This window comes from Anaerofilum hominis (genome assembly GCF_014287275.1).
Lineage (GTDB): Bacteria > Bacillota > Clostridia > Oscillospirales > Ruminococcaceae > Pygmaiobacter > Pygmaiobacter hominis.
In genome coordinates this window covers 504,855-521,471 of sequence record NZ_JACONZ010000002.1, presented here as the reverse complement: position 1 = coordinate 521,471, position 16,617 = coordinate 504,855, and the positions used below count along the sequence as shown (strand labels likewise).

General features: G+C 59.0%; 34 protein-coding genes. 1 reads left to right on the top strand and 33 read right to left on the bottom strand.

Annotated features, from left to right (window positions below):
* Positions 1 to 82 precede the first annotated feature (82 nt).
* Both H8S23_RS07510 and H8S23_RS07505 read right to left on the bottom strand, forming a co-directional pair.
* On the bottom strand, positions 83 to 301 hold the full coding sequence (locus tag H8S23_RS07510) for a hypothetical protein (RefSeq protein WP_186887711.1): 219 nt from the start codon (positions 299 to 301) through the stop codon (positions 83 to 85).
* 16 nt (positions 302 to 317) lie between these two features.
* Positions 318 to 767 (bottom strand): helix-turn-helix domain-containing protein, encoded by a 450-nt coding sequence (locus tag H8S23_RS07505; RefSeq protein WP_341479902.1) that lies wholly within the window; start codon positions 765 to 767, stop codon positions 318 to 320.
* A gap of 137 nt (positions 768 to 904) precedes the next feature.
* Between H8S23_RS07505 and H8S23_RS07500 the strand changes: the two genes are divergently transcribed.
* The gene (locus tag H8S23_RS07500; protein ID WP_186887710.1) at positions 905 to 1,207 is read left to right on the top strand and encodes an alpha/beta hydrolase; all 303 of its coding nucleotides are present in this window, start codon (positions 905 to 907) and stop codon (positions 1,205 to 1,207) included.
* A gap of 144 nt (positions 1,208 to 1,351) precedes the next feature.
* On the opposite strand, the gene H8S23_RS07495 is transcribed toward H8S23_RS07500, so the two are convergent.
* From H8S23_RS07495 to rplD, 31 genes are all read right to left on the bottom strand, one after another.
* A complete protein-coding gene (locus H8S23_RS07495; RefSeq protein WP_186887709.1) occupies positions 1,352 to 1,654 on the bottom strand; it encodes a DUF6506 family protein in 303 nt (100 codons plus the stop codon).
* A 173-nt stretch (positions 1,655 to 1,827) separates the two neighbouring features.
* Entirely contained in the window at positions 1,828 to 2,169 is a 342-nt protein-coding gene (gene rplQ / locus H8S23_RS07490; RefSeq protein ID WP_186887708.1) for a 50S ribosomal protein L17, read from the bottom strand.
* Positions 2,170 to 2,243: 74 nt separating this feature from the next.
* Entirely contained in the window at positions 2,244 to 3,197 is a 954-nt protein-coding gene (locus tag H8S23_RS07485) for a DNA-directed RNA polymerase subunit alpha (protein WP_186887707.1), read from the bottom strand.
* 74 nt (positions 3,198 to 3,271) lie between these two features.
* Entirely contained in the window at positions 3,272 to 3,892 is a 621-nt protein-coding gene (rpsD, locus tag H8S23_RS07480; protein ID WP_186887706.1) for a 30S ribosomal protein S4, read from the bottom strand.
* Positions 3,893 to 3,911: 19 nt separating this feature from the next.
* Positions 3,912 to 4,316, bottom strand: a complete 405-nt coding sequence (rpsK, locus tag H8S23_RS07475) for a 30S ribosomal protein S11 (RefSeq protein ID WP_186887705.1) — start codon at positions 4,314 to 4,316, stop codon at positions 3,912 to 3,914.
* Between the two features lie 19 nt (positions 4,317 to 4,335).
* Entirely contained in the window at positions 4,336 to 4,704 is a 369-nt protein-coding gene (gene rpsM / locus H8S23_RS07470) for a 30S ribosomal protein S13 (RefSeq protein ID WP_186887704.1), read from the bottom strand.
* Positions 4,705 to 4,739: 35 nt separating this feature from the next.
* Entirely contained in the window at positions 4,740 to 4,853 is a 114-nt protein-coding gene (rpmJ, locus tag H8S23_RS07465) for a 50S ribosomal protein L36 (RefSeq protein ID WP_102050414.1), read from the bottom strand.
* Positions 4,854 to 4,880: 27 nt separating this feature from the next.
* Positions 4,881 to 5,099 (bottom strand): translation initiation factor IF-1, encoded by a 219-nt coding sequence (gene infA / locus H8S23_RS07460; protein ID WP_186887703.1) that lies wholly within the window; start codon positions 5,097 to 5,099, stop codon positions 4,881 to 4,883.
* Between the two features lie 13 nt (positions 5,100 to 5,112).
* A complete protein-coding gene (locus H8S23_RS07455) occupies positions 5,113 to 5,367 on the bottom strand; it encodes a KOW domain-containing RNA-binding protein (RefSeq protein ID WP_186887702.1) in 255 nt (84 codons plus the stop codon).
* Positions 5,368 to 5,378: 11 nt separating this feature from the next.
* Positions 5,379 to 6,131, bottom strand: coding sequence for a type I methionyl aminopeptidase (map, locus tag H8S23_RS07450; RefSeq protein WP_186887701.1), 753 nt, complete (start codon positions 6,129 to 6,131; stop codon positions 5,379 to 5,381).
* 2 nt (positions 6,132 to 6,133) lie between these two features.
* The gene (locus H8S23_RS07445) at positions 6,134 to 6,766 is read right to left on the bottom strand and encodes an adenylate kinase (RefSeq protein ID WP_186887700.1); all 633 of its coding nucleotides are present in this window, start codon (positions 6,764 to 6,766) and stop codon (positions 6,134 to 6,136) included.
* A 16-nt stretch (positions 6,767 to 6,782) separates the two neighbouring features.
* Positions 6,783 to 8,159, bottom strand: a complete 1,377-nt coding sequence (gene secY / locus H8S23_RS07440; protein WP_186887699.1) for a preprotein translocase subunit SecY — start codon at positions 8,157 to 8,159, stop codon at positions 6,783 to 6,785.
* A gap of 1 nt (position 8,160) precedes the next feature.
* Positions 8,161 to 8,598 carry a 50S ribosomal protein L15 gene (gene rplO / locus H8S23_RS07435; RefSeq protein ID WP_186887698.1) on the bottom strand — a complete coding sequence of 146 codons (438 nt, stop codon included), beginning with the start codon at positions 8,596 to 8,598 and terminating at the stop codon, positions 8,161 to 8,163.
* A 20-nt stretch (positions 8,599 to 8,618) separates the two neighbouring features.
* Positions 8,619 to 8,777, bottom strand: a complete 159-nt coding sequence (gene rpmD, locus H8S23_RS13960) for a 50S ribosomal protein L30 (RefSeq protein WP_243165952.1) — start codon at positions 8,775 to 8,777, stop codon at positions 8,619 to 8,621.
* Between the two features lie 295 nt (positions 8,778 to 9,072).
* Positions 9,073 to 9,600: a 30S ribosomal protein S5 gene (rpsE, locus tag H8S23_RS07425; protein WP_186887696.1), complete on the bottom strand. Its 528-nt coding sequence runs from the start codon at positions 9,598 to 9,600 to the stop codon at positions 9,073 to 9,075.
* Positions 9,601 to 9,618: 18 nt separating this feature from the next.
* Positions 9,619 to 9,978 carry a 50S ribosomal protein L18 gene (gene rplR / locus H8S23_RS07420; protein WP_186887695.1) on the bottom strand — a complete coding sequence of 120 codons (360 nt, stop codon included), beginning with the start codon at positions 9,976 to 9,978 and terminating at the stop codon, positions 9,619 to 9,621.
* An 18-nt stretch (positions 9,979 to 9,996) separates the two neighbouring features.
* Positions 9,997 to 10,542 carry a 50S ribosomal protein L6 gene (rplF, locus tag H8S23_RS07415; RefSeq protein ID WP_186887694.1) on the bottom strand — a complete coding sequence of 182 codons (546 nt, stop codon included), beginning with the start codon at positions 10,540 to 10,542 and terminating at the stop codon, positions 9,997 to 9,999.
* 14 nt (positions 10,543 to 10,556) lie between these two features.
* Positions 10,557 to 10,955: a 30S ribosomal protein S8 gene (gene rpsH, locus H8S23_RS07410; RefSeq protein ID WP_186887693.1), complete on the bottom strand. Its 399-nt coding sequence runs from the start codon at positions 10,953 to 10,955 to the stop codon at positions 10,557 to 10,559.
* Between the two features lie 28 nt (positions 10,956 to 10,983).
* On the bottom strand, positions 10,984 to 11,169 hold the full coding sequence (locus tag H8S23_RS07405; protein WP_186887692.1) for a type Z 30S ribosomal protein S14: 186 nt from the start codon (positions 11,167 to 11,169) through the stop codon (positions 10,984 to 10,986).
* 13 nt (positions 11,170 to 11,182) lie between these two features.
* Positions 11,183 to 11,722, bottom strand: coding sequence for a 50S ribosomal protein L5 (gene rplE / locus H8S23_RS07400; protein ID WP_186887691.1), 540 nt, complete (start codon positions 11,720 to 11,722; stop codon positions 11,183 to 11,185).
* 16 nt (positions 11,723 to 11,738) lie between these two features.
* The gene (rplX, locus tag H8S23_RS07395; protein WP_186887690.1) at positions 11,739 to 12,053 is read right to left on the bottom strand and encodes a 50S ribosomal protein L24; all 315 of its coding nucleotides are present in this window, start codon (positions 12,051 to 12,053) and stop codon (positions 11,739 to 11,741) included.
* Between the two features lie 12 nt (positions 12,054 to 12,065).
* The gene (gene rplN / locus H8S23_RS07390; protein WP_207721128.1) at positions 12,066 to 12,428 is read right to left on the bottom strand and encodes a 50S ribosomal protein L14; all 363 of its coding nucleotides are present in this window, start codon (positions 12,426 to 12,428) and stop codon (positions 12,066 to 12,068) included.
* A 37-nt stretch (positions 12,429 to 12,465) separates the two neighbouring features.
* On the bottom strand, positions 12,466 to 12,723 hold the full coding sequence (gene rpsQ, locus H8S23_RS07385; RefSeq protein ID WP_186887688.1) for a 30S ribosomal protein S17: 258 nt from the start codon (positions 12,721 to 12,723) through the stop codon (positions 12,466 to 12,468).
* A 19-nt stretch (positions 12,724 to 12,742) separates the two neighbouring features.
* On the bottom strand, positions 12,743 to 12,940 hold the full coding sequence (gene rpmC, locus H8S23_RS07380) for a 50S ribosomal protein L29 (RefSeq protein WP_186887687.1): 198 nt from the start codon (positions 12,938 to 12,940) through the stop codon (positions 12,743 to 12,745).
* Complete coding sequence (rplP, locus tag H8S23_RS07375) at positions 12,937 to 13,368, bottom strand: 50S ribosomal protein L16 (protein ID WP_186887686.1); 432 nt, start codon at positions 13,366 to 13,368, stop codon at positions 12,937 to 12,939. The genes rpmC and rplP overlap by 4 nt, the downstream gene beginning before the upstream one ends.
* Positions 13,368 to 14,030 carry a 30S ribosomal protein S3 gene (gene rpsC, locus H8S23_RS07370; protein WP_186887685.1) on the bottom strand — a complete coding sequence of 221 codons (663 nt, stop codon included), beginning with the start codon at positions 14,028 to 14,030 and terminating at the stop codon, positions 13,368 to 13,370. The genes rplP and rpsC overlap by 1 nt, the downstream gene beginning before the upstream one ends.
* A 15-nt stretch (positions 14,031 to 14,045) precedes the next feature.
* The gene (gene rplV / locus H8S23_RS07365) at positions 14,046 to 14,384 is read right to left on the bottom strand and encodes a 50S ribosomal protein L22 (protein WP_186887684.1); all 339 of its coding nucleotides are present in this window, start codon (positions 14,382 to 14,384) and stop codon (positions 14,046 to 14,048) included.
* 16 nt (positions 14,385 to 14,400) lie between these two features.
* Positions 14,401 to 14,673: a 30S ribosomal protein S19 gene (gene rpsS, locus H8S23_RS07360; protein ID WP_186887683.1), complete on the bottom strand. Its 273-nt coding sequence runs from the start codon at positions 14,671 to 14,673 to the stop codon at positions 14,401 to 14,403.
* Positions 14,674 to 14,690: 17 nt separating this feature from the next.
* Entirely contained in the window at positions 14,691 to 15,521 is an 831-nt protein-coding gene (gene rplB / locus H8S23_RS07355; RefSeq protein WP_186887682.1) for a 50S ribosomal protein L2, read from the bottom strand.
* A 167-nt stretch (positions 15,522 to 15,688) separates the two neighbouring features.
* A complete protein-coding gene (gene rplW, locus H8S23_RS07350) occupies positions 15,689 to 15,985 on the bottom strand; it encodes a 50S ribosomal protein L23 (RefSeq protein ID WP_186887681.1) in 297 nt (98 codons plus the stop codon).
* A complete protein-coding gene (rplD, locus tag H8S23_RS07345; protein WP_186887680.1) occupies positions 15,985 to 16,608 on the bottom strand; it encodes a 50S ribosomal protein L4 in 624 nt (207 codons plus the stop codon). The genes rplW and rplD overlap by 1 nt, the downstream gene beginning before the upstream one ends.
* Between the last annotated feature and the right edge of the window lie 9 nt (positions 16,609 to 16,617).

The window sequence follows — 16,617 nt, the reverse complement described above, 5'->3', positions numbered from 1 at the left end:
ACTAATGTAGTTTTATTCATTCAAAGGCATAAAAAGAGCTCCCCCCATACAGAGGTAGCCCCATACGATTTGGTAGATAAAATTACTTCCCCTTCTTTCTCAGTACCAAAGCAATCACAATGCACATCACGACACCGATCAAGTAAGGGATTGCAAGCAAGAATGCGGTATTAGCCGGGGCACTGAACCCCATGTGCTTGATACCGCAGAGCATCGTTGCATAGTTATATCCAACCACAGCGCACATGACATTGGTCAGAATGATTGCCAACAGTCCAAAAATGCTACTAAGTTTTTTCATAGAGAATTCCTCCTTACTATTTCCGGCCGTTCAGGAGTACAACTGCTCCAATAATAATTGCAACGACACAAGCTATCAGCAACATTCCGTTACCATCTATATTTATCATAGATGACTCACTGATTTGAGCTGATACAGTAGGGTGAAATATTGAAATCAATCCCCATAGGATCAGACCAATAATACCTGCAACACATAGTACAATCCCTGCAATCATCTTCTGTGATAGTCCATGCGATCCATCGGTTGATGCTGGTTGCAAATTGCCGTCACTATCTTCTTTCATCAGGTGATCCAGTGTCACATTGAAATATTGACTAATCGCAATGAGTTTATCACTCTCTGGGATAGATGTTCCAGACTCCCACTTTGAAATAGCCTGACGCGATACATTTAATTGTTCTGCAAGTTGCTCTTGTGAAAGACCACTTTTCTTTCGAAGCATATACAATTTTTCAGATAACACTTTGCTCCTCCTTCCGCTTTAAGCATACCAAATATAAGCGGTAGAACACTACATATCGGAGTATGCGATCCCGCAACTAACAGTTGCAACTATATTTTAGCTTCAATATACAATGTTTTTGTACCCTTTTCAAGGTTGTGGGAGTAGTCGAAACTGTCTATGACTACTCCCCATATGCCTTTATACCACATTGGGAGGTGAACCTGCTCGTTCAGATCAAGGATCTCCTCGCGGCAGGCAAGCCGCTGCCCCGCCTGTTCCAAACGGTGGGCACCGAGGACTTCACCTATGAGGCCAACCAGCAGATGCGCCGCGCCCTGGAACAGCTGGGGGTCGATCTCACCTATGAAGAGCATTCCGGCATCCATGATTGGGATTACTGGGACACCCATATCCAGCGTGTTCTGGACTGGATGCCTTTGGCCAACACCACGGTCTGAGCTTCCAAAACAAAAAACAGAGCGTGATATTTTATGTAAATATCACGCTCTGTTTTTTAAAGCCTTTGCAGCGCCCCGGGCAGGGGGCGGACTGCCGCGCGCCGGGGGCCGCTTTCCTTTTTTGTCTCTTGCGGCAACCTTACCTCACGCGCCAAAAAAGGCCGCAAACAGCGGGTCCTGCTCCGGGTCATGCGTGACGTAGCCGATCGCCACCCTGCCCCCTGTGAGTTTCTGATACTCCCGCGCTTTTTCCGGGCCGAAAGCGCCGCAGAGCTCAATGACCCCAAAACCCTCCTCTGCCAGCGCCTGCACCTTTGCGGCCGCCTCTTCAAAATTGCGCACCGTGAACACGTAGGTCGTCATAAAAGGCGTTTCAAAAAAGGTCTGCTGGACCACCGGGTCGTAATCCTCACCTTTGAGCAAAAAAGCAAATTTTCGCTCTTTCATCCTCTGATCTTCCCCCCTTTCCGCTTCGCCATTTCCTCCGGGCCGCGCCTCAGAGGTCTTATCAGCTTTATTGTAGCACGCGGAACAAGCGGATGCAAAAAAACTTCCCGCCCCCAGCGGCCCTGCCGGGCCGCCTGCGTGCGGGAAGTTTTCAGTTCAGTTCAGTCGGTCGCTCAGACCAGCTCGATGACCGCCATCTCGGCAGCGTCGCCGCGGCGCGCGCCGATCTTGATGATGCGGGTGTAGCCGCCGTTGCGGTCGGCATACTTCGGGCCAAGCTCGTCGATCAGTTTTTTGGCAACATCCTCTTTGGTGATAAAAGAATAGATCTGCCGTTTCGCATGCAGGGAGTCCTGCTTGCCGAGTGTGATCATCTTTTCGGCAACAGCGCGAACTTCTTTCGCTCGGGTAACCGTGGTCTCAATCTTGCCTTTTTCGAAAAGGTAGGTGACCATCGCCCTGAGCATAGCCCTGCGGCTATCGCTGGTTCTGCCAAGCTTTCTTGTACCGGGCATCCCAATTCACTCCTTTGCAGTAATCGGGGAACCGGCAGCAGGCACTGGGCCGCGCCGCATTCCTCCATGTCTTTTTACTCGTCGTCCTTACTCAGCTTGAAGCCGAGAGATTCCAGCTTGGAGATGACCTCCTCCAGGCTCTTGCGGCCCAGATTGCGCACTTTCATCATCTCGTCCTCGCTCTTGCTGATGAGGTCTTCGACCGTATTGATGCCCGCGCGCTTGAGGCAGTTGAACGAACGGACCGACAGGTCCAGCTCCTCGATCGTCATCTCGAGGACCTTTTCTTTGCCCTTGTCGTCCTTCTCCACCATGATCTCAGCGTCGATCGCCTCCTGAGACAGGTTGACAAACAGGTTCAGATGCTCGGTCATGATCCGCGCGGCAAGGCTGACAGCCTCTTTCGCGTTGATGATGCCGTCGGTCCAAACCTCCAGCGTCAGCTTGTCATAGTCGGTGATCTGGCCCACACGGGTGTTCTCCACAGTATAGTTGACCTTTAAAACCGGGGTGTAAATGCTGTCCACCGCGATCGCACCAAGCGTGGCGAACTCCGCGTTCTGCTTGTTGCGGTCGGCGGGCACATAGCCGCGGCCCTTGTCAAAGACAAGCTCCATAACCAGCTTTGCGCCCTCGTCCAGGGTCGCGATGTGCCAGTCCGGGTTGAGGATCTCGATCTCGGCGTCCTGCTGGACGCTGCCGGCAGTGACTTCGCACTCGCCGTTGGCCTCGATACGGACCGTCTTGGGGCCTTCGGAAAAGAGCTTCGCGCGAACGCCCTTCAGGTTCAGGACGATCTCGGTGACGTCCTCTTTCACGCCCTCGATCGTGGAGAATTCATGCACAACACCGTCGATCTTCACCGAGGTGATGGCGACGCCGGGCAGGGAGGAGAGCAGCACACGGCGCAGGCTGTTGCCCAGCGTCGTGCCGAAACCGCGTTCAAGAGGCTCTACGACGAACTTGCCGTAGCGGCCGTCCGCGCTGAGGGTGGCTGTATCAATTTTCGGCCTTTCGATCTCAATCATTCAGAAAAACCCTCCTTGTAAAGCAGAGGCAAAGCCTCTGCCATAGATTCGCATTCCCTATGCTACTTATCGGGTTACTTGGAGTAAAGCTCAACGATGAGATGCTCTTCAACGTCGAAGTCGATATCAGCGCGGTCAGGCAGACGGGTGACAGTGGTTTTGAAGTTATCGCGGTCGGCGGTCATCCACACGGGGGTGGGGCGGCCGGCGTTCTTCTCGACGCTGCCCTTGATCTTTTCGCAGTCGCGGGTGCGCAGCTCGATCACGTCGCCCTCTTTCACAAGGTAGGAGGGGATGTTGACGATCTGGCCGTTGACGGTGAAATGGCGGTGCAGCACAAGCTGGCGCGCTTCGGCGCGGCTCATGGCGTAACCGGCGCGATAGACGATATTGTCCATTCTGCTCTCAAGGATCCTGAGCAGATTTTCGCCGGTCATGCCGGCCTTGCGCTCGGCCATCTCGAAGTATTTGCGGAACTGGCTCTCGAAAACGCCATAGTATTTTTTCGCTTTCTGTTTCGCGCGCAGCTGGACGCCGTACTCGGAGACCTTTTTGCGGGCCTGGCCGTGCTGGCCGGGGGCAAAGTTTCTGCGGGTAAGCGCGCACTTGTCGGAATAGCACCGTTCGCCCTTCAAAAAGAGCTTCTGGCCTTCACGACGGCACTGACGGCATACTGCGCCTGTATATCTTGCCATTCTTGTTCCTCCTTACAAATTAAACGCGGCGACGCTTGGGGGGGCGGCATCCGTTGTGGGGAATGGGGGTAACGTCCTTGATCATATTTACCTCCAGGCCGGCCGCCTGCAGAGCGCGGATCGCGGCTTCACGGCCCTGCCCCGGGCCCTTGACGAAAACCTCAACGGATTTCAGACCATGCTCCATCGCAGCCTTGGCGGCGGTCTCCGCTGCCATCTGGGCGGCAAACGGGGTGCTTTTTCTTGAACCACGGAAGCCCAGGCCGCCGGTGCTGGACCAGGAAATCGCGTTGCCCTGCACGTCGGTGATGGTTACAATGGTGTTGTTAAACGTGCTCTGGATGTGTGCCTGGCCGCGGTCGATATTTTTGCGTTCGCGTTTCCGGCGCACTGCAGTCTTTTTCGCAGCTGCTTTTGTTGCCATGAACCTATACCTCCTATGGTTACTTCTTCTTGTTGGCGACCGTGCGCTTCGGGCCTTTGCGGGTGCGCGCGTTGGTCTTGCTGCGCTGGCCGCGGACGGGCAGGCCCTTGCGGTGACGGATGCCGCGATAGCAGCCGATCTCGGTCAGGCGCTTGATATCCAGCGCGACGTTGCGGCGAAGGTCACCCTCGACGGTCATGTGCTTGTCGATGTAATCACGGATAAGGTTCTCCTCGTCGTGAGTCAGGTCCTTCACGCGGGTATCGGGATTGATCTTGGTGGCCTCGAGGATCTCCTTGGCCGCGCTGCGGCCAACGCCGTAGATATAGGTCAGGCCGATCTCGACTCGCTTCTCTCTGGGCAGGTCAACTCCGGCAATACGTGCCATAATTCCCTTGCACCTCCTATTTCTTTACTTGCGTCTTAACCCTGACGCTGTTTGTGTTTCGGATTGGGGCAGATCACCATCACGCGACCCTTGCGCTTGATGACCTTGCACTTCTCGCACATAGGCTTAACGGAAGGTTTTACCTTCATAATGGTACCTCCTTAACTCGCGCGCCCTTATTTCGAGCGCCATGTGATGCGGCCCTTGGTCAGATCGTAGGGCGACATCTCTAATGTTACCTTATCGCCGGGCAGGATGCGGATAAAGTTCATCCGCAGCTTGCCGGAAATGTGGGCCAATAAGCGGTGACCGTTGGCGAGCTCCACCAGGAACATCGCGTTGGGCATGGCCTCGACCACAACCCCTTCAACCTCGATGACATCGTCTTTAGACAAGCGGTTACCCCCCTTAAATCCCCTGCGCCGCCGGGAATGCCGCGGCGATCGCAGCGCTGAGCAGTTTGTCGGACCCGAGCTCTCCCTCCGCCAGCACCACCGTGGTGGGCGCGAGATGCGCGGGGTTCTTTGCCTTGGGCGCCGAGACGCGCCGCCCGCGGCCGTTTGCGACCAGCACCCGGTCCCCCGCGTCGGCGAGGACGGCCAGATACAGGCCCTTGTCGCGGCCCGCGCGCGAGCGGACGATCCGGCCTCTGGTAAAGTCCATCCCGTCCCCTCCTATTCCGGGTCGGTCAGGATGACAGGCCCTTTGGCGGTGATCACGATCGAGCGCTCAAAATGCGCGCTCAGCGAGCCGTCCTTGGTCTTTACGGCCCAGCCGTCCGGCATCTGCCGCACCGCCGCGCCGCCCGCGTTGACCATGGGCTCGACAGCCAGCGTCATGCCGGCCACCAGCCGTGCGCCCCGGCCCGCGTGGCCGAAGTTCGGCACTTCCGGGTCCTCGTGCAGCTCGCGGCCCAGGCCGTGGCCCACATACTCGCGCACAATGGAAAAGCCGTTGGCCTCCACATACCGCTGGATCGCCTGCGAGATATCGCCGACCCTGCCCCCGACCACAGCCGCCTTGAGCCCTTCATAAAAACTCTGGGTGGTGACTGCGATCAGGCGCTTTGCCTCCTCGCTGGCCTCGCCCGCCACAAAGGTGCCGGCGTTGTCGCCGTGCCAGCCCCTGTAAAGCGCGCCGGTGTCGATGCTGACGATATCCCCCTCGCGGATCACCTGCGAGGTGCTGGGGATGCCGTGGATGACCGTGTCGTTGACCGAAATGCAGGCCGAGGCGGGAAAGCCGTACAGCCCTAGAAAATTCGGCGTGGCGCCCTGGCTGACAATATAGTCGTGGATCACCTTGTTCACATGGGCGGTGGTGACCCCCGGCCGCACCGCCTCGCCGCCGAGCTGCAGCGCCCGCGCGGAGATGCGGCCGGCTTCGCGCATGAGTTCGATCTCCCCCGGAGTCTTTACTGAGATCACGCTCACGCCTCCAGGGCTTTGAGGACGAGGGCGGTGGTGTCCGCGACCTCCTCCTGCCCTTCGACGACGGCCAGCTTGCCGCGGGCCGCGTAGAAGTCTTTCAGGGGTTCCGTCTGCTCGTGATAGACCGCCAGGCGCTCCAGCACGGTGGCGGGCTCGTCGTCTTTGCGCACGATCAGCTCGCCGCCGCAGCGGTCGCACTTGCTGGGGTCGGACGAGGGCTTGTAGACGGTGTGGTAGCTGGCGCCGCAGGAGGCGCAGACGCGCCGCCCGGACAGCCGCTTGACGATGTCCCCGTCCGCCACCTCGATGTCGATGACCTTGTCGATGCGGATGCCCGCCTTTTCGATGGCCTCGGCCTGGACGACCGTGCGGGGCACGCCGTCCAGGATAAAGCCGTTCTCGCAGTCGGGTTCACAGAGACGCTCTTTGATGATGCTGATGATCACGTCGTCCGGCACCAGTTTGCCCCCGTCGATATAGGCCTTTGCTTTCTTGCCCATCTCGGTGCCGTTTTTCACGGCCTCCCGCAGGATGTTGCCGGTGCTGACGGCGGGGATGGAGAACTTTTCACAGATGATTTCTGCCTGGGTGCCTTTGCCGGCGCCCGGCGCGCCCAAAAGGATCAGATTCATGTTGTCTCCCTCCTGGTTACTCTAAGAAGCCCTTGTGATGCCGCATCAGCATGAAGCTCTCAAGCTGACGGGCGGTGTCGAGCGCGACGCCCACCACGATGAGCAGCGAGGTGCCGCCCAGCTGGATATTGATATGGGTGAGGTTGCCCACGACGATCGGCAGCAGTGCGATGACCATCAGGAAAACCGCGCCGATAAAGGTAATTTTGCCCAAAACCTTCACAATAAAATCAGTGGTCGGCTTGCCGGGGCGGATGCCCGGGATGGCGCCGTTGTTTTTGCGCAGGTTGTTGGCGATCTCGACGGGGTTATACTGGATGGCGACGTAGAAATAGTTGAACGCCAGGATCAGCAGCGCGTAGATCAGCGCGTAAGCCACCCCGTTGTAGTTGAACCATCCCAGGAAAGTCGCCCAGAAGCCGGTGCCGGTGATATTGAAGATCGACTTGATGGTGCCGGGGATGGAGATCAGGGACGAGGCGAAGATGACCGGCATGACGCCGCTCATATTGACCTTGATGGGGATGTGGGTGGCCTGGCCGCCGTACATCTTGCGGCCCACCACGCGCTTGGCGTACTGCACCGGGATGCGGCGCTCGCCGCTGGTCATGACGACCACAAAGACCACGCTGGCCAGCATCAGCACCACGATCAGCAGCAGATAGAGGATGTAGTACCAGGGATAGGCAGCGGTGCCCTCCGCGGTGAGATACACTATCTGGCCGCCCAGGTTGAGCTGGGTCAGGTCGCCGCCGGCCTTGAAGCCGTTGATGAGGCCCACGACGTAGTTATAGATCGTGGCCGGCATGGTGCCCAGACGCGAGACGATGCCCGCGAAGATCAGCAGCGAGATGCCGTTGCCGATGCCTTTCTTGTCGATCTGCTCGCCCAGCCACATGATGAGCATCGAGCCCGCGGTGAACGCCAGCACGATGACCGCAGCCGCGAACCAGCCCTGCCAGCCCTCGGTGTACTGCACCGCATTGCGGCTTTTGAGCAGGGCAAAATAGGCCATGGCCAGGGCCAGCGCAATGCCCGCGCCGGTATAGCGGGTGATGCGGTTGATCTTCCGGCGGCCCTCTTCGCCCTCCTGCGCCAACCGTTCCAGCGGCGGAAGCGCCACGGTGAGCAGCTGGATGATAATGGAGGCGTTGATATAGGGGGTGACCGAAAGGGCGAACAGGGTCGCCTGGGCGAACGCGCCGCCGGTGAGCATGTTGATGTAGCCCAGCATGCTGCCGGTCGCGTTGACCATCTCGGACAGGCTGCCCGGGTCCAGGAACGGGACGGGCATGGCCACGCCGAGACGGAAGATGACGATGATGATCAGGGTATAGATCAGCTTTTTGCGCAGGTCCTCGATCTTCCAGGCGTTTCTCAGTGTTTTAAACACTTTATTTCACCTCGGCCTTTCCGCCGGCCTTCTCGATCTTCTCCTTTGCGGAGGCAGTGAAAGCAGCGGCCTCGACGGTGAGCTTGCGGGTCAGCTCGCCGTTGCCGAGAACCTTGACGCCGTCGTTCACCTTTTTGATCAGGCCGGACTTCAGCAGCGCGGCGGTATCGACCACGGCGCCGTCCTCAAAACGGTTGAGGTCGCTGACCTTGACGGTGGTGTAAACGGTAGCGAAAATGTTGTTGAAGCCGCGTTTGGGCAGACGGCGCTGCAGGGGCATCTGGCCGCCCTCAAAGCCCGCTTTTTTCACGCCGGACCGGGCTTTCTGGCCCTTGTGGCCGTAGCCGGCGGTCTTGCCGTTGCCGGAAGCCGCGCCCCGGCCCTTGCGCTTGGCAGCCTTGCTGGCGCCCTCAGCGGGTTTCAGTTCGTGGAGCATCATAGTAGTACACCTCCTTGCTTTTACGCGTTGCACACCTCGACGAGGTGGGAAATCTTGTTGATCTTGCCGCGGGTGGCCGCGTTGTCGGGCTGCATGCTGACATGGCCCACACGGCGTAGGCCCAGCGAGTAGGCGGTCGCGATCTGATCTTTCTTGCGGCCGGACAGGCTGCGCACCAGCTTGACGGTGACGGTGCCTGCGGCTGCGGATTTCGCGGCGCGCTTTTTGGCGGGTGCTTTCTCCGCTGCGGGGGCGCTCTCCGCCTTTTCAGCGGCCTTTTTCGCAGCCGGTTTCTTTGCCGGCGCCTTTTCGGCGGCGTCCTTCTTGGGGGCGGCCTTTTTGGCAGCGGGCTTCTTGGCGGGGGCCTTCTCGGCGGCTTCCTTCTTGGGGGCAGCCTTCTTCGCAGGCGCCTTTTCAGCCACGGCCTCTTCGGCCACGGCGGTCACTTTCTCTTCTGCCATGCTCAAAGCCTCCTTAACCTAAAATCTCTTTGACGGTCTTGCCGCGGGTGGCGGCGACCTGTTCTGCGGTGCGCAGGCTCTTCAAACCGTTGCAGGTGGCGATGACCACGTTGCAGGGATTGTTGGAGCGCACGCACTTGGTACGGATATCGCGGATGCCCGCGACCTCCAGCACCGCGCGCACCGGGCCGCCGGCGATCAGGCCGGTACCGGCTGCTGCGGGGCGCAGGATCACGCGGCCCGCGCCGAAAGCGCCCAGCACCTCATGCGGGATGGTGGTGCCTTTCAGCGAGACGGTGAACATGTTTTTCTTAGCGTCCTCAAGACCCTTGCGGATGGCTTCGGGGACCTCGGCAGCTTTGCCAAGACCATAGCCGATCTTGCCCTTGCCGTCGCCCACGACGACCAGAGCGGAGAATTTCATCACGCGGCCGCCCTTGACGGTTTTGGAAACGCGGTTGATCGCGACTACTTTCTCCTGATACTCCTGATCCGCAGGATTCTGTCTTCTATCGGGATTCTGTCTTCTATCAAATGCCACTGTTGTATCCCTCCTGCTTTACAGCTCAAGGCCGCCCTCACGGGCGCCCTCGGCCACCGCTTTCACGCGGCCGTGGTAGATGTAGCCGCCGCGGTCGAACACGACTTGGTCGATGCCCTTCGCTTTAGCTGCTTTCGCGATCGCAAGGCCGACCTTTTTGGCCGCCTCGATATTGCTGCCGGTGCCCTCGAAGCCCTTGTCCATGCTGGACGCTGCTGCCAGGGTCACGCCGGCGACGTCGTCGATGATCTGGGCATAGATGTGCGCGTTAGAGCGGAAAACATCGAGGCGAGGACAAGATGCTGTGCCACTGATCTTACCGCGGACGCGGCGATGGCGACGAAGACGGGCTTCGTTTTTGTTCGGCTTATTGACCATCTTAATTCACTCCTTCGTTTATTTTGCGCCCTTGCCGGCCTTGCCCTCTTTATGAGCGACATACTCGCCGACGTAGCGGATGCCCTTGCCCTTATACGGCTCGGGCGGACGCTTCTCGCGCACCTGCGCGGCGAACTGGCCGACATGCTGTTTATCGATGCCATGGATGACGATCTTGTTGGGATCGGGTACCTCTATGGTGATGTCGCCCTCTTCAGAGATGACGACCTGGTGGGAATAACCCAGGTTCATGACCAGGTCTTTCCCCTGCTTCGCGGCACGGTAACCAACGCCCTGGATCTCCAGCTCTTTGGTGAAGCCCTTGGAGACGCCCTCGACCATGTTGTTGACCAGGGTCCGGGTCAGGCCGTGCAGAGAGCGAGCCTCTTTTTCATCGTTGGGGCGGGTCACGACGATCTCTTCACCCTGCTTTTCGATCTTCATCATCGGGTGAAAAGTGGAATGCAGCGTGCCCTTGGGGCCCTTGACGGTAACGTCGCTGCCGGTGATCGTGACCTCGACGCCCGCGGGAATGACGATGGGTTTTCTTCCAATTCTCGACATTGTCTTGCACCCCCTTACCAGATAAAGGCGAGGACTTCGCCGCCGCAGTGTGCTGCGCGCGCGGCCCGGTCGGTCATAACGCCTTTGGATGTGGAAATGATCGCGGTACCAAGGCCTTTCATGACCTTGGGCAGTTCCTCACAGTTCTTGTAGATGCGCAGACCGGGCTTGGATACCCGGCGCAGCCCGGTGATGGCCGGGGTGTTGTTCTCGCCGTACTTCAGGGTGACGGTGATCACGCCCTGCTTGTCGTCTTCTTTTACCTGCATGCCTTTGATGTAGCCCTCGTCCAACAGGATCTGGCAGATCGCCTTTTTCATGTTGGAAGCCGGTACATCTACTGTAGAGTGTTTTGCAGTGCTGGCATTCCGAATACGGGTGAGCAAATCAGCGATGGGGTCGGTGATATGCATGCCATGTACCTCCTTTATCGTAGAGTGTTTACCAACTTGCTTTCCTTACGCCGGGGATCTCGCCCTTATAGGCCAGTTCCCTGAAGCAGATACGGCACACGCCGTACTTGCGCAGATAAGCGTGAGGGCGGCCGCAGATCTTGCAGCGGTTGTAGCCACGGGTCGAAAATTTCGGCTCACGGCTCTGCCGCACTTTCATGGATGTTTTAGCCATTGAAACCCCTCCCTTAGTTTGCGAACGGAGCGCCCAGAGCACGGATGAGCTCTTTGGCCTCCTCGTCGGTCTTCGCGGTGGTGACAAACACGATGTCCATGCCGCGGATCGCGTCGATCTTGTCGTAGTCGATCTCCGGGAAGATCAGCTGCTCCTTGATGCCCAGCGAATAGTTGCCGCGGCCGTCGAAGGAATCGCCGTTGATGCCGCGGAAATCGCGCACGCGGGGAAGGGCCACGCTGAACAGGCGGTCGACAAACTCGTACATCTTGTCGCCCCGCAGGGTGACCTTGGCGCCGATGGGCATGCCCTCGCGCAGCTTGAAGTTTGCAACCGACTTTTTCGCCTTGCAGATGACCGGATGCTGTCCGGTGATCGCGGCCAGGTCGGCCAGGACGGCGTCCATGATCTTCGGGTTGTCACGGGCTTCGCCGCAGCCGCAGTTGATAACGACCTTGTCGAGCTTGGGGATCTGCATCACGCTCTTGTAGCCGAATTTGCTCATCAGGGCGGGAGCGATCTCGCTGGCGTATTTGTCTTTTAATCTTGCCATCTGTCAACTTCCTCCCTTAAAATTCCGCGCCGCATTTTTTGCAGACGCGCACTTTTTTGCCGTTGTTCACGATGTGGCCCACACGGGTGGCCTTGCCGCACTTGGGGCAGACCGGCATGACCTTGGCCGCGTACAGCGCACCCTCGGCCTTTACGATGCCGCCCTGCTCGCCCTCGCGGCGGGGCTTGACGTGCTTGGTGACCATGTTCAGGCCCTCAACGATGACCTTGCCCTCTTTGGGGCTGACCTGCAATACCTTGCCGGATTTCCCAGCGTCCTTGCCGCTGATGATCATGACGGTATCGCCGGTCTTAACATGAACTTTACTCATTTTAAAACCTCCTTACAGCGATTCCGGGGCAAGGCTCAGGATCTTCAGATAGCCGGCCTCGCGCAGTTCGCGGGCCACCGGTCCAAAGATACGGGTGCCTCTCGGGTTTTTGTCCTCTTTGATGATGACGGCCGCATTCTCGTCGAAGCGGATATAGGAGCCGTCATCGCGGCGCAGGCCCTTTTTGCTGCGGACGATAACGGCCTTTACGACCTCGCCCTTTTTGACCATGCCGCCGCCCGGGGTAGTCTTCTTGACAGAAGCTACGATCACGTCGCCAATATTAGCGTATCTCTTTCGGGAACCGCCCAGCACACGAATACACATGAGTTCCTTCGCACCGGTGTTGTCGGCCACTTTGAGATAGGTTTGCATCTGTACCACAGTTGCGTCCTCCTTTCAAAGCTTTCAGTTATTTCGCCTTTTCAATGATCTCGACCAGTCTCCAGCGCTTGTCCTTGGACAGCGGGCGGGTCTCCATGATCTTCACGCGGTCGCCGGCTTTGGCCTCGTTTTTCTCATCGTGGGCCTTGAACTTGACGGTGCGTTTGATGATCTTTTTATAGAGAGGGTGGCTCACGTTGTCCTCGATCGCCACAACGATGGTCTTATCCATCTTGTCGGACACGACGGTGCCCACGCGGGTCTTGCGTAAATTGCGCTCTTCCATTCTTTAACTCCTCCCTCTCTTATTCAGCCTTGTCTGCGAGCATCCGCTGCGCGGTTTTCACGCGGGCGATGTCACGCTTGACGGCCTTGATCCTAAGCGGGTTGTCGAGTTGGTTGATGGTGTGCTGAAAGCGCAGGTTGAACAGCTCTTCCTTCAGCTCGGCCAGCTTTTTGTCCAGGTCGGCCGCACTCATCTTGGTGAGTTCGTTCGCTTTCATGCCTTGGCAACCTCCTCTTCATCTTCTCTTTTCACAAACTTGCACTTGATGGGCAGTTTGTGCGCGGCCAGACGCATGGCCTCGCGGGCGTTCTCCTCGGACACGCCGGCGATCTCGAACAGCACGCGGCCGGGCTTGACCACGGCCACCCAGTACTCGGGGCTGCCCTTGCCGGAGCCCATGCGGGTCTCGGCGGGCTTTTCGGTGACCGGCTTATCCGGGAAGATCTTGATCCACACCTGGCCGCCGCGCTTGATATAGCGGGTCAGCGCGATACGGGCGGCCTCGATCTGGTTGGAGGTGATCCACGCCGGCTCAAGAGCCTGCAGGCCGTACTCGCCCTGGTTGACCTTATTGCCGCGCATTGCTTTGCCTTTCATGCGGCCGCGCTGCTGACGGCGGTATTTGACACGCTTGGGTAAAAGCATTACTTGCTGCCTCCTTCTTTGCGAGGTTTCGCGCCTTTGAGCACTTCGCCCTTGTAGATCCAGACCTTGACGCCGATCTTGCCGTAGGTGGTGTTCGCCTCGGTAAAGCCGTAGTCGATGTCGGCGCGCAGGGTCTGCAGGGGGATGGTGCCCTCGTGATAGTGCTCGGTGCGGGCGATGTCCGCGCCGCCCAGGCGGCCGCCGACGCTGATCTTGATGCCCTTGGCGCCCATGCGCATGGTGCGGCCGATGCACTGTTTCATCGCGCGGCGGAAAGCGATGCGGCGCTCCAGCTGGGAGGCGACGTTCTCGGCCACCAGCTGCGCGTTCAGGTCCGGGGTGCGGATCTCAACGATATTGACCACGACCGGCTTGCCGATCATCTTCTCGATCTGCAGGCGCAGCTTGTCGATCTCGCTGCCGCCGCGGCCGATGACCATGCCGGGCTTGGAGCAGTGGATGTTGACTTTGACCTTCTGGGCGTCGCGCTCGATCTCGATGCGGGGGACGCCGGCAGCGTAGAGCTGCTTTTTCAGCACGGTGCGGATCTTATGGTCTTCAACGAGGGTGTCGCCGAATTCTTTTTTGCCGGTGAACCAGCGGCTGTCCCAATCCTTGATGACGCCGACGCGGAAACCGTGCGGATTGACTTTCTGACCCATACTCTGTTACCCTCCTTACCCTTCCATCTCTTTGAGAACCACGGTGATGTGGCTGGTCCTCTTGAGTATTCTGTACGCGCGGCCCTGTGCGCGGGGCATGACCCTTTTCAGGGTGGGGCCGGGGGTAACGTAGCACTCTGCCACATACAGGCTGTTCTTGTCCATGTTGAAGTTGTTCTCCGCATTCGCCGCGGCAGATTTCACCAGTTTGTAAAGGAGCTCAGAGGCGGCCTTCGGTGTATACTGCAGAATGGCGAGCGCCTTGTCCAGCGGCTGGTTGCGGATCAGGTCCAGCACGATCGAGACTTTGCGCGGCGCAATGCGGGCATAGCTCAGTTTTGCCCTTGCTTCCATCTTGTGAATCCTCCTCTTACCTCGTAGTTTTGGCGCCCGCATGGCCCTTAAAGGTGCGGGTGGGGGCGAACTCGCCCAACTTGTGGCCCACCATGTCCTCCGTCACATAGACGGGCACATGCTTGCGGCCGTCATGCACCGCGAAGGTGTGGCCGACGAACTGCGGGAAGATCGTAGAGGAGCGGCTCCAGGTCTTGAGCACACGCTTCTCGCCGGAAGCGTTCATCTCTTTGACGCGCTTCAGCAGTGCGGGCTGTACGAAAGGTCCCTTTTTAATACTTCTACCCATGTTGCTCTCTCCTCTCCTTAACCGTTGGCGCGTTTGACAATGAACTTGTCAGAACGGTTGTGATGTTTGCGGGTCTTGTAACCCATGGTGGGCTTGCCCCACGGGGTGACCGGGCTGGGACGGCCCACAGGGCTCTTGCCCTCGCCGCCGCCGTGCGGGTGGTCGCAGGGGTTCATGACGCTGCCGCGGACGGCGGGACGCCAGCCCATGTGACGCTTGCGGCCGGCCTTGCCGTAGTTGACGTTCTCATGGTCGATATTGCCGACCTGGCCGATGCTGGCCACGCAGTTCAGCGGGACGTTGCGCATCTCGCCGGAGGGCAGGCGCACCAGGGCGTAGCCGTTCTCTTTCGCCATCAGCTGGGCCATGTTGCCGGCCGAGCGCACCAGCTGCGCGCCCTTGCCGGGATACAGCTCGATGTTGTGGATGACGGTGCCCACGGGGATGGCCGAGAAAGGCAGGCAGTTGCCCGGCTTGATGTCGGCGTTGGGGCCGTTCATGACGGTGTCGCCCACCTTGAGGCCCTCGGCGGCGATGATGTAGCTCTTCACGCCGTCCTCATACTGGATCAGGGCGATGTGGGCCGAGCGGTTGGGGTCGTACTCGAGGGTCTTGACCGTCGCGGGGACGTCGAACTTGTTGCGCTTGAAGTCCACCACGCGGTACTTGGTGCGGTTGCCGCCGCCGTGATGGCGCACGGTGATGCGGCCGGTGTTATTGCGGCCGCTGTTGTGCTTCATCGGCTCGAGCAGGCTCCGCTCGGGCTCGACCTTGGAAAGGACCGAGTAATCGGTGACCGTCATGCCACGGCGGCCCGGAGTAGTCGGTTTGTACTTTTTAATGGCCATTGTTATCTCTCTTTCTTATGAAATTCTTATCGGAGTCATATCTCCATAGCTGACCCCTCCCGGGATCACGTCCCGCCGCCCGTGAAAGGAAAACCGGTCCGGCGGCGGGAAAGAGGCTGCCGGGCGCAGGCGCCCGTCCCGCTCCCGCAGGGGAGCGTGCGCTCTTTTTACAGCATGCTGTCGAAGAACGCGATGGTCTTCGAGTCCGGCTTCAGGGTGACGATCGCCTTTTTGGAGGCGGCGGTAAAGCCGGCGTGCATGCCCTGGCGGCGATAACGGCCGCGCACATTGATGGTGTTGACCTTTGCGACTTTCACGCCGAACAGCTCTTCGCAGGCCCGCGCGACGTCGATCTTGGTGGCGTTGGTGGCCACCTTAAAGGTGTATTTTCTGTTCTGCATGCCGGCCATCGAGTTCTCGGTGATGACCGGGGCAAGGATGATATCCTGTGCTGCAACCTTCATTACGCAAATACCTCCTCAAGCTTTTTCGCGGCATCTACGCTGATGACGAACTTGCCTGCGTTCAGGATGTCATAGACATTCAGCGCGGTGGCAAGGGTGGTCTTGACGCCGGGGATGTTGGCGGCGCTCTTGACGACCTTTTTGTCGACCTCGGGCGCGACGACCAGGCTCTTGCCGGTGGCGCCGACCGCGTTCAGCATGTTGACCATGGTCTTGGTCTTGAACTCGGGGCAGTCAAACTTTTCCACCACGATCACATCGCCGCTGGCCGCCTTGGCCGACAGGGCGCTGAACATGGCAAGGCGCTTGACCTTTTTGTTCAGGGTGTAGCTGTAATCGCGCGGCTTGGGGCCGAGCGCGACGCCGCCGTGGGTCCACTGCGGGGAGCGGGTCGAGCCCTGACGGGCGCGGCCGGTGCCCTTCTGGCGCCACGGCTTGCGGCCGCCGCCGGAAACCTCGCTGCGGGTCTTGGTGCTCTGGGTGCCCTGGCGCTGGTTGGCCAGGAAGTTCACCACAGCCGCGTGCATGACCCGCTCGTTGGGCTGGATACCGAAGATGGCGTCGGAAAGCTCGATCGTGGAAACTTTCTTGCCGGACATATCCAAAACATCAAATTTCGCCATTTTGCTTTC

Bases quoted from the DNA above. Each gene is read 5' to 3' on its own strand.
- H8S23_RS07510 (WP_186887711.1), bottom strand. From the start codon at position 301: ATGAAAAAACTTAGTAGCATTTTTGGACTGTTGGCAATCATTCTGACC.
- H8S23_RS07495 (WP_186887709.1), bottom strand. From the start codon at position 1,654: ATGAAAGAGCGAAAATTTGCTTTTTTGCTCAAAGGTGAGGATTACGAC.
- rplQ (WP_186887708.1), bottom strand. From the start codon at position 2,169: ATGCCCGGTACAAGAAAGCTTGGCAGAACCAGCGATAGCCGCAGGGCT.
- H8S23_RS07485 (WP_186887707.1), bottom strand. From the start codon at position 3,197: ATGATTGAGATCGAAAGGCCGAAAATTGATACAGCCACCCTCAGCGCG.
- rpsD (WP_186887706.1), bottom strand. From the start codon at position 3,892: ATGGCAAGATATACAGGCGCAGTATGCCGTCAGTGCCGTCGTGAAGGC.
- rpsK (WP_186887705.1), bottom strand. From the start codon at position 4,316: ATGGCAACAAAAGCAGCTGCGAAAAAGACTGCAGTGCGCCGGAAACGC.
- rpsM (WP_186887704.1), bottom strand. From the start codon at position 4,704: ATGGCACGTATTGCCGGAGTTGACCTGCCCAGAGAGAAGCGAGTCGAG.
- rpmJ (WP_102050414.1), bottom strand. From the start codon at position 4,853: ATGAAGGTAAAACCTTCCGTTAAGCCTATGTGCGAGAAGTGCAAGGTC.
- H8S23_RS07455 (WP_186887702.1), bottom strand. From the start codon at position 5,367: ATGGACTTTACCAGAGGCCGGATCGTCCGCTCGCGCGCGGGCCGCGAC.
- H8S23_RS07445 (WP_186887700.1), bottom strand. From the start codon at position 6,766: ATGAATCTGATCCTTTTGGGCGCGCCGGGCGCCGGCAAAGGCACCCAG.
- rplO (WP_186887698.1), bottom strand. From the start codon at position 8,598: ATGATGCTCCACGAACTGAAACCCGCTGAGGGCGCCAGCAAGGCTGCC.
- rplR (WP_186887695.1), bottom strand. From the start codon at position 9,978: ATGGTCAATAAGCCGAACAAAAACGAAGCCCGTCTTCGTCGCCATCGC.
- rplF (WP_186887694.1), bottom strand. From the start codon at position 10,542: ATGTCGAGAATTGGAAGAAAACCCATCGTCATTCCCGCGGGCGTCGAG.
- rpsH (WP_186887693.1), bottom strand. From the start codon at position 10,955: ATGCATATCACCGACCCCATCGCTGATTTGCTCACCCGTATTCGGAAT.
- H8S23_RS07405 (WP_186887692.1), bottom strand. From the start codon at position 11,169: ATGGCTAAAACATCCATGAAAGTGCGGCAGAGCCGTGAGCCGAAATTT.
- rplE (WP_186887691.1), bottom strand. From the start codon at position 11,722: ATGGCAAGATTAAAAGACAAATACGCCAGCGAGATCGCTCCCGCCCTG.
- rplX (WP_186887690.1), bottom strand. From the start codon at position 12,053: ATGAGTAAAGTTCATGTTAAGACCGGCGATACCGTCATGATCATCAGC.
- rplN (WP_207721128.1), bottom strand. From the start codon at position 12,428: ATGCAAACCTATCTCAAAGTGGCCGACAACACCGGTGCGAAGGAACTC.
- rpsQ (WP_186887688.1), bottom strand. From the start codon at position 12,723: ATGGAAGAGCGCAATTTACGCAAGACCCGCGTGGGCACCGTCGTGTCC.
- rpmC (WP_186887687.1), bottom strand. From the start codon at position 12,940: ATGAAAGCGAACGAACTCACCAAGATGAGTGCGGCCGACCTGGACAAA.
- rplP (WP_186887686.1), bottom strand. From the start codon at position 13,368: ATGCTTTTACCCAAGCGTGTCAAATACCGCCGTCAGCAGCGCGGCCGC.
- rpsC (WP_186887685.1), bottom strand. From the start codon at position 14,030: ATGGGTCAGAAAGTCAATCCGCACGGTTTCCGCGTCGGCGTCATCAAG.
- rplV (WP_186887684.1), bottom strand. From the start codon at position 14,384: ATGGAAGCAAGGGCAAAACTGAGCTATGCCCGCATTGCGCCGCGCAAA.
- rpsS (WP_186887683.1), bottom strand. From the start codon at position 14,673: ATGGGTAGAAGTATTAAAAAGGGACCTTTCGTACAGCCCGCACTGCTG.
- rplB (WP_186887682.1), bottom strand. From the start codon at position 15,521: ATGGCCATTAAAAAGTACAAACCGACTACTCCGGGCCGCCGTGGCATG.
- rplW (WP_186887681.1), bottom strand. From the start codon at position 15,985: ATGAAGGTTGCAGCACAGGATATCATCCTTGCCCCGGTCATCACCGAG.
- rplD (WP_186887680.1), bottom strand. From the start codon at position 16,608: ATGGCGAAATTTGATGTTTTGGATATGTCCGGCAAGAAAGTTTCCACG.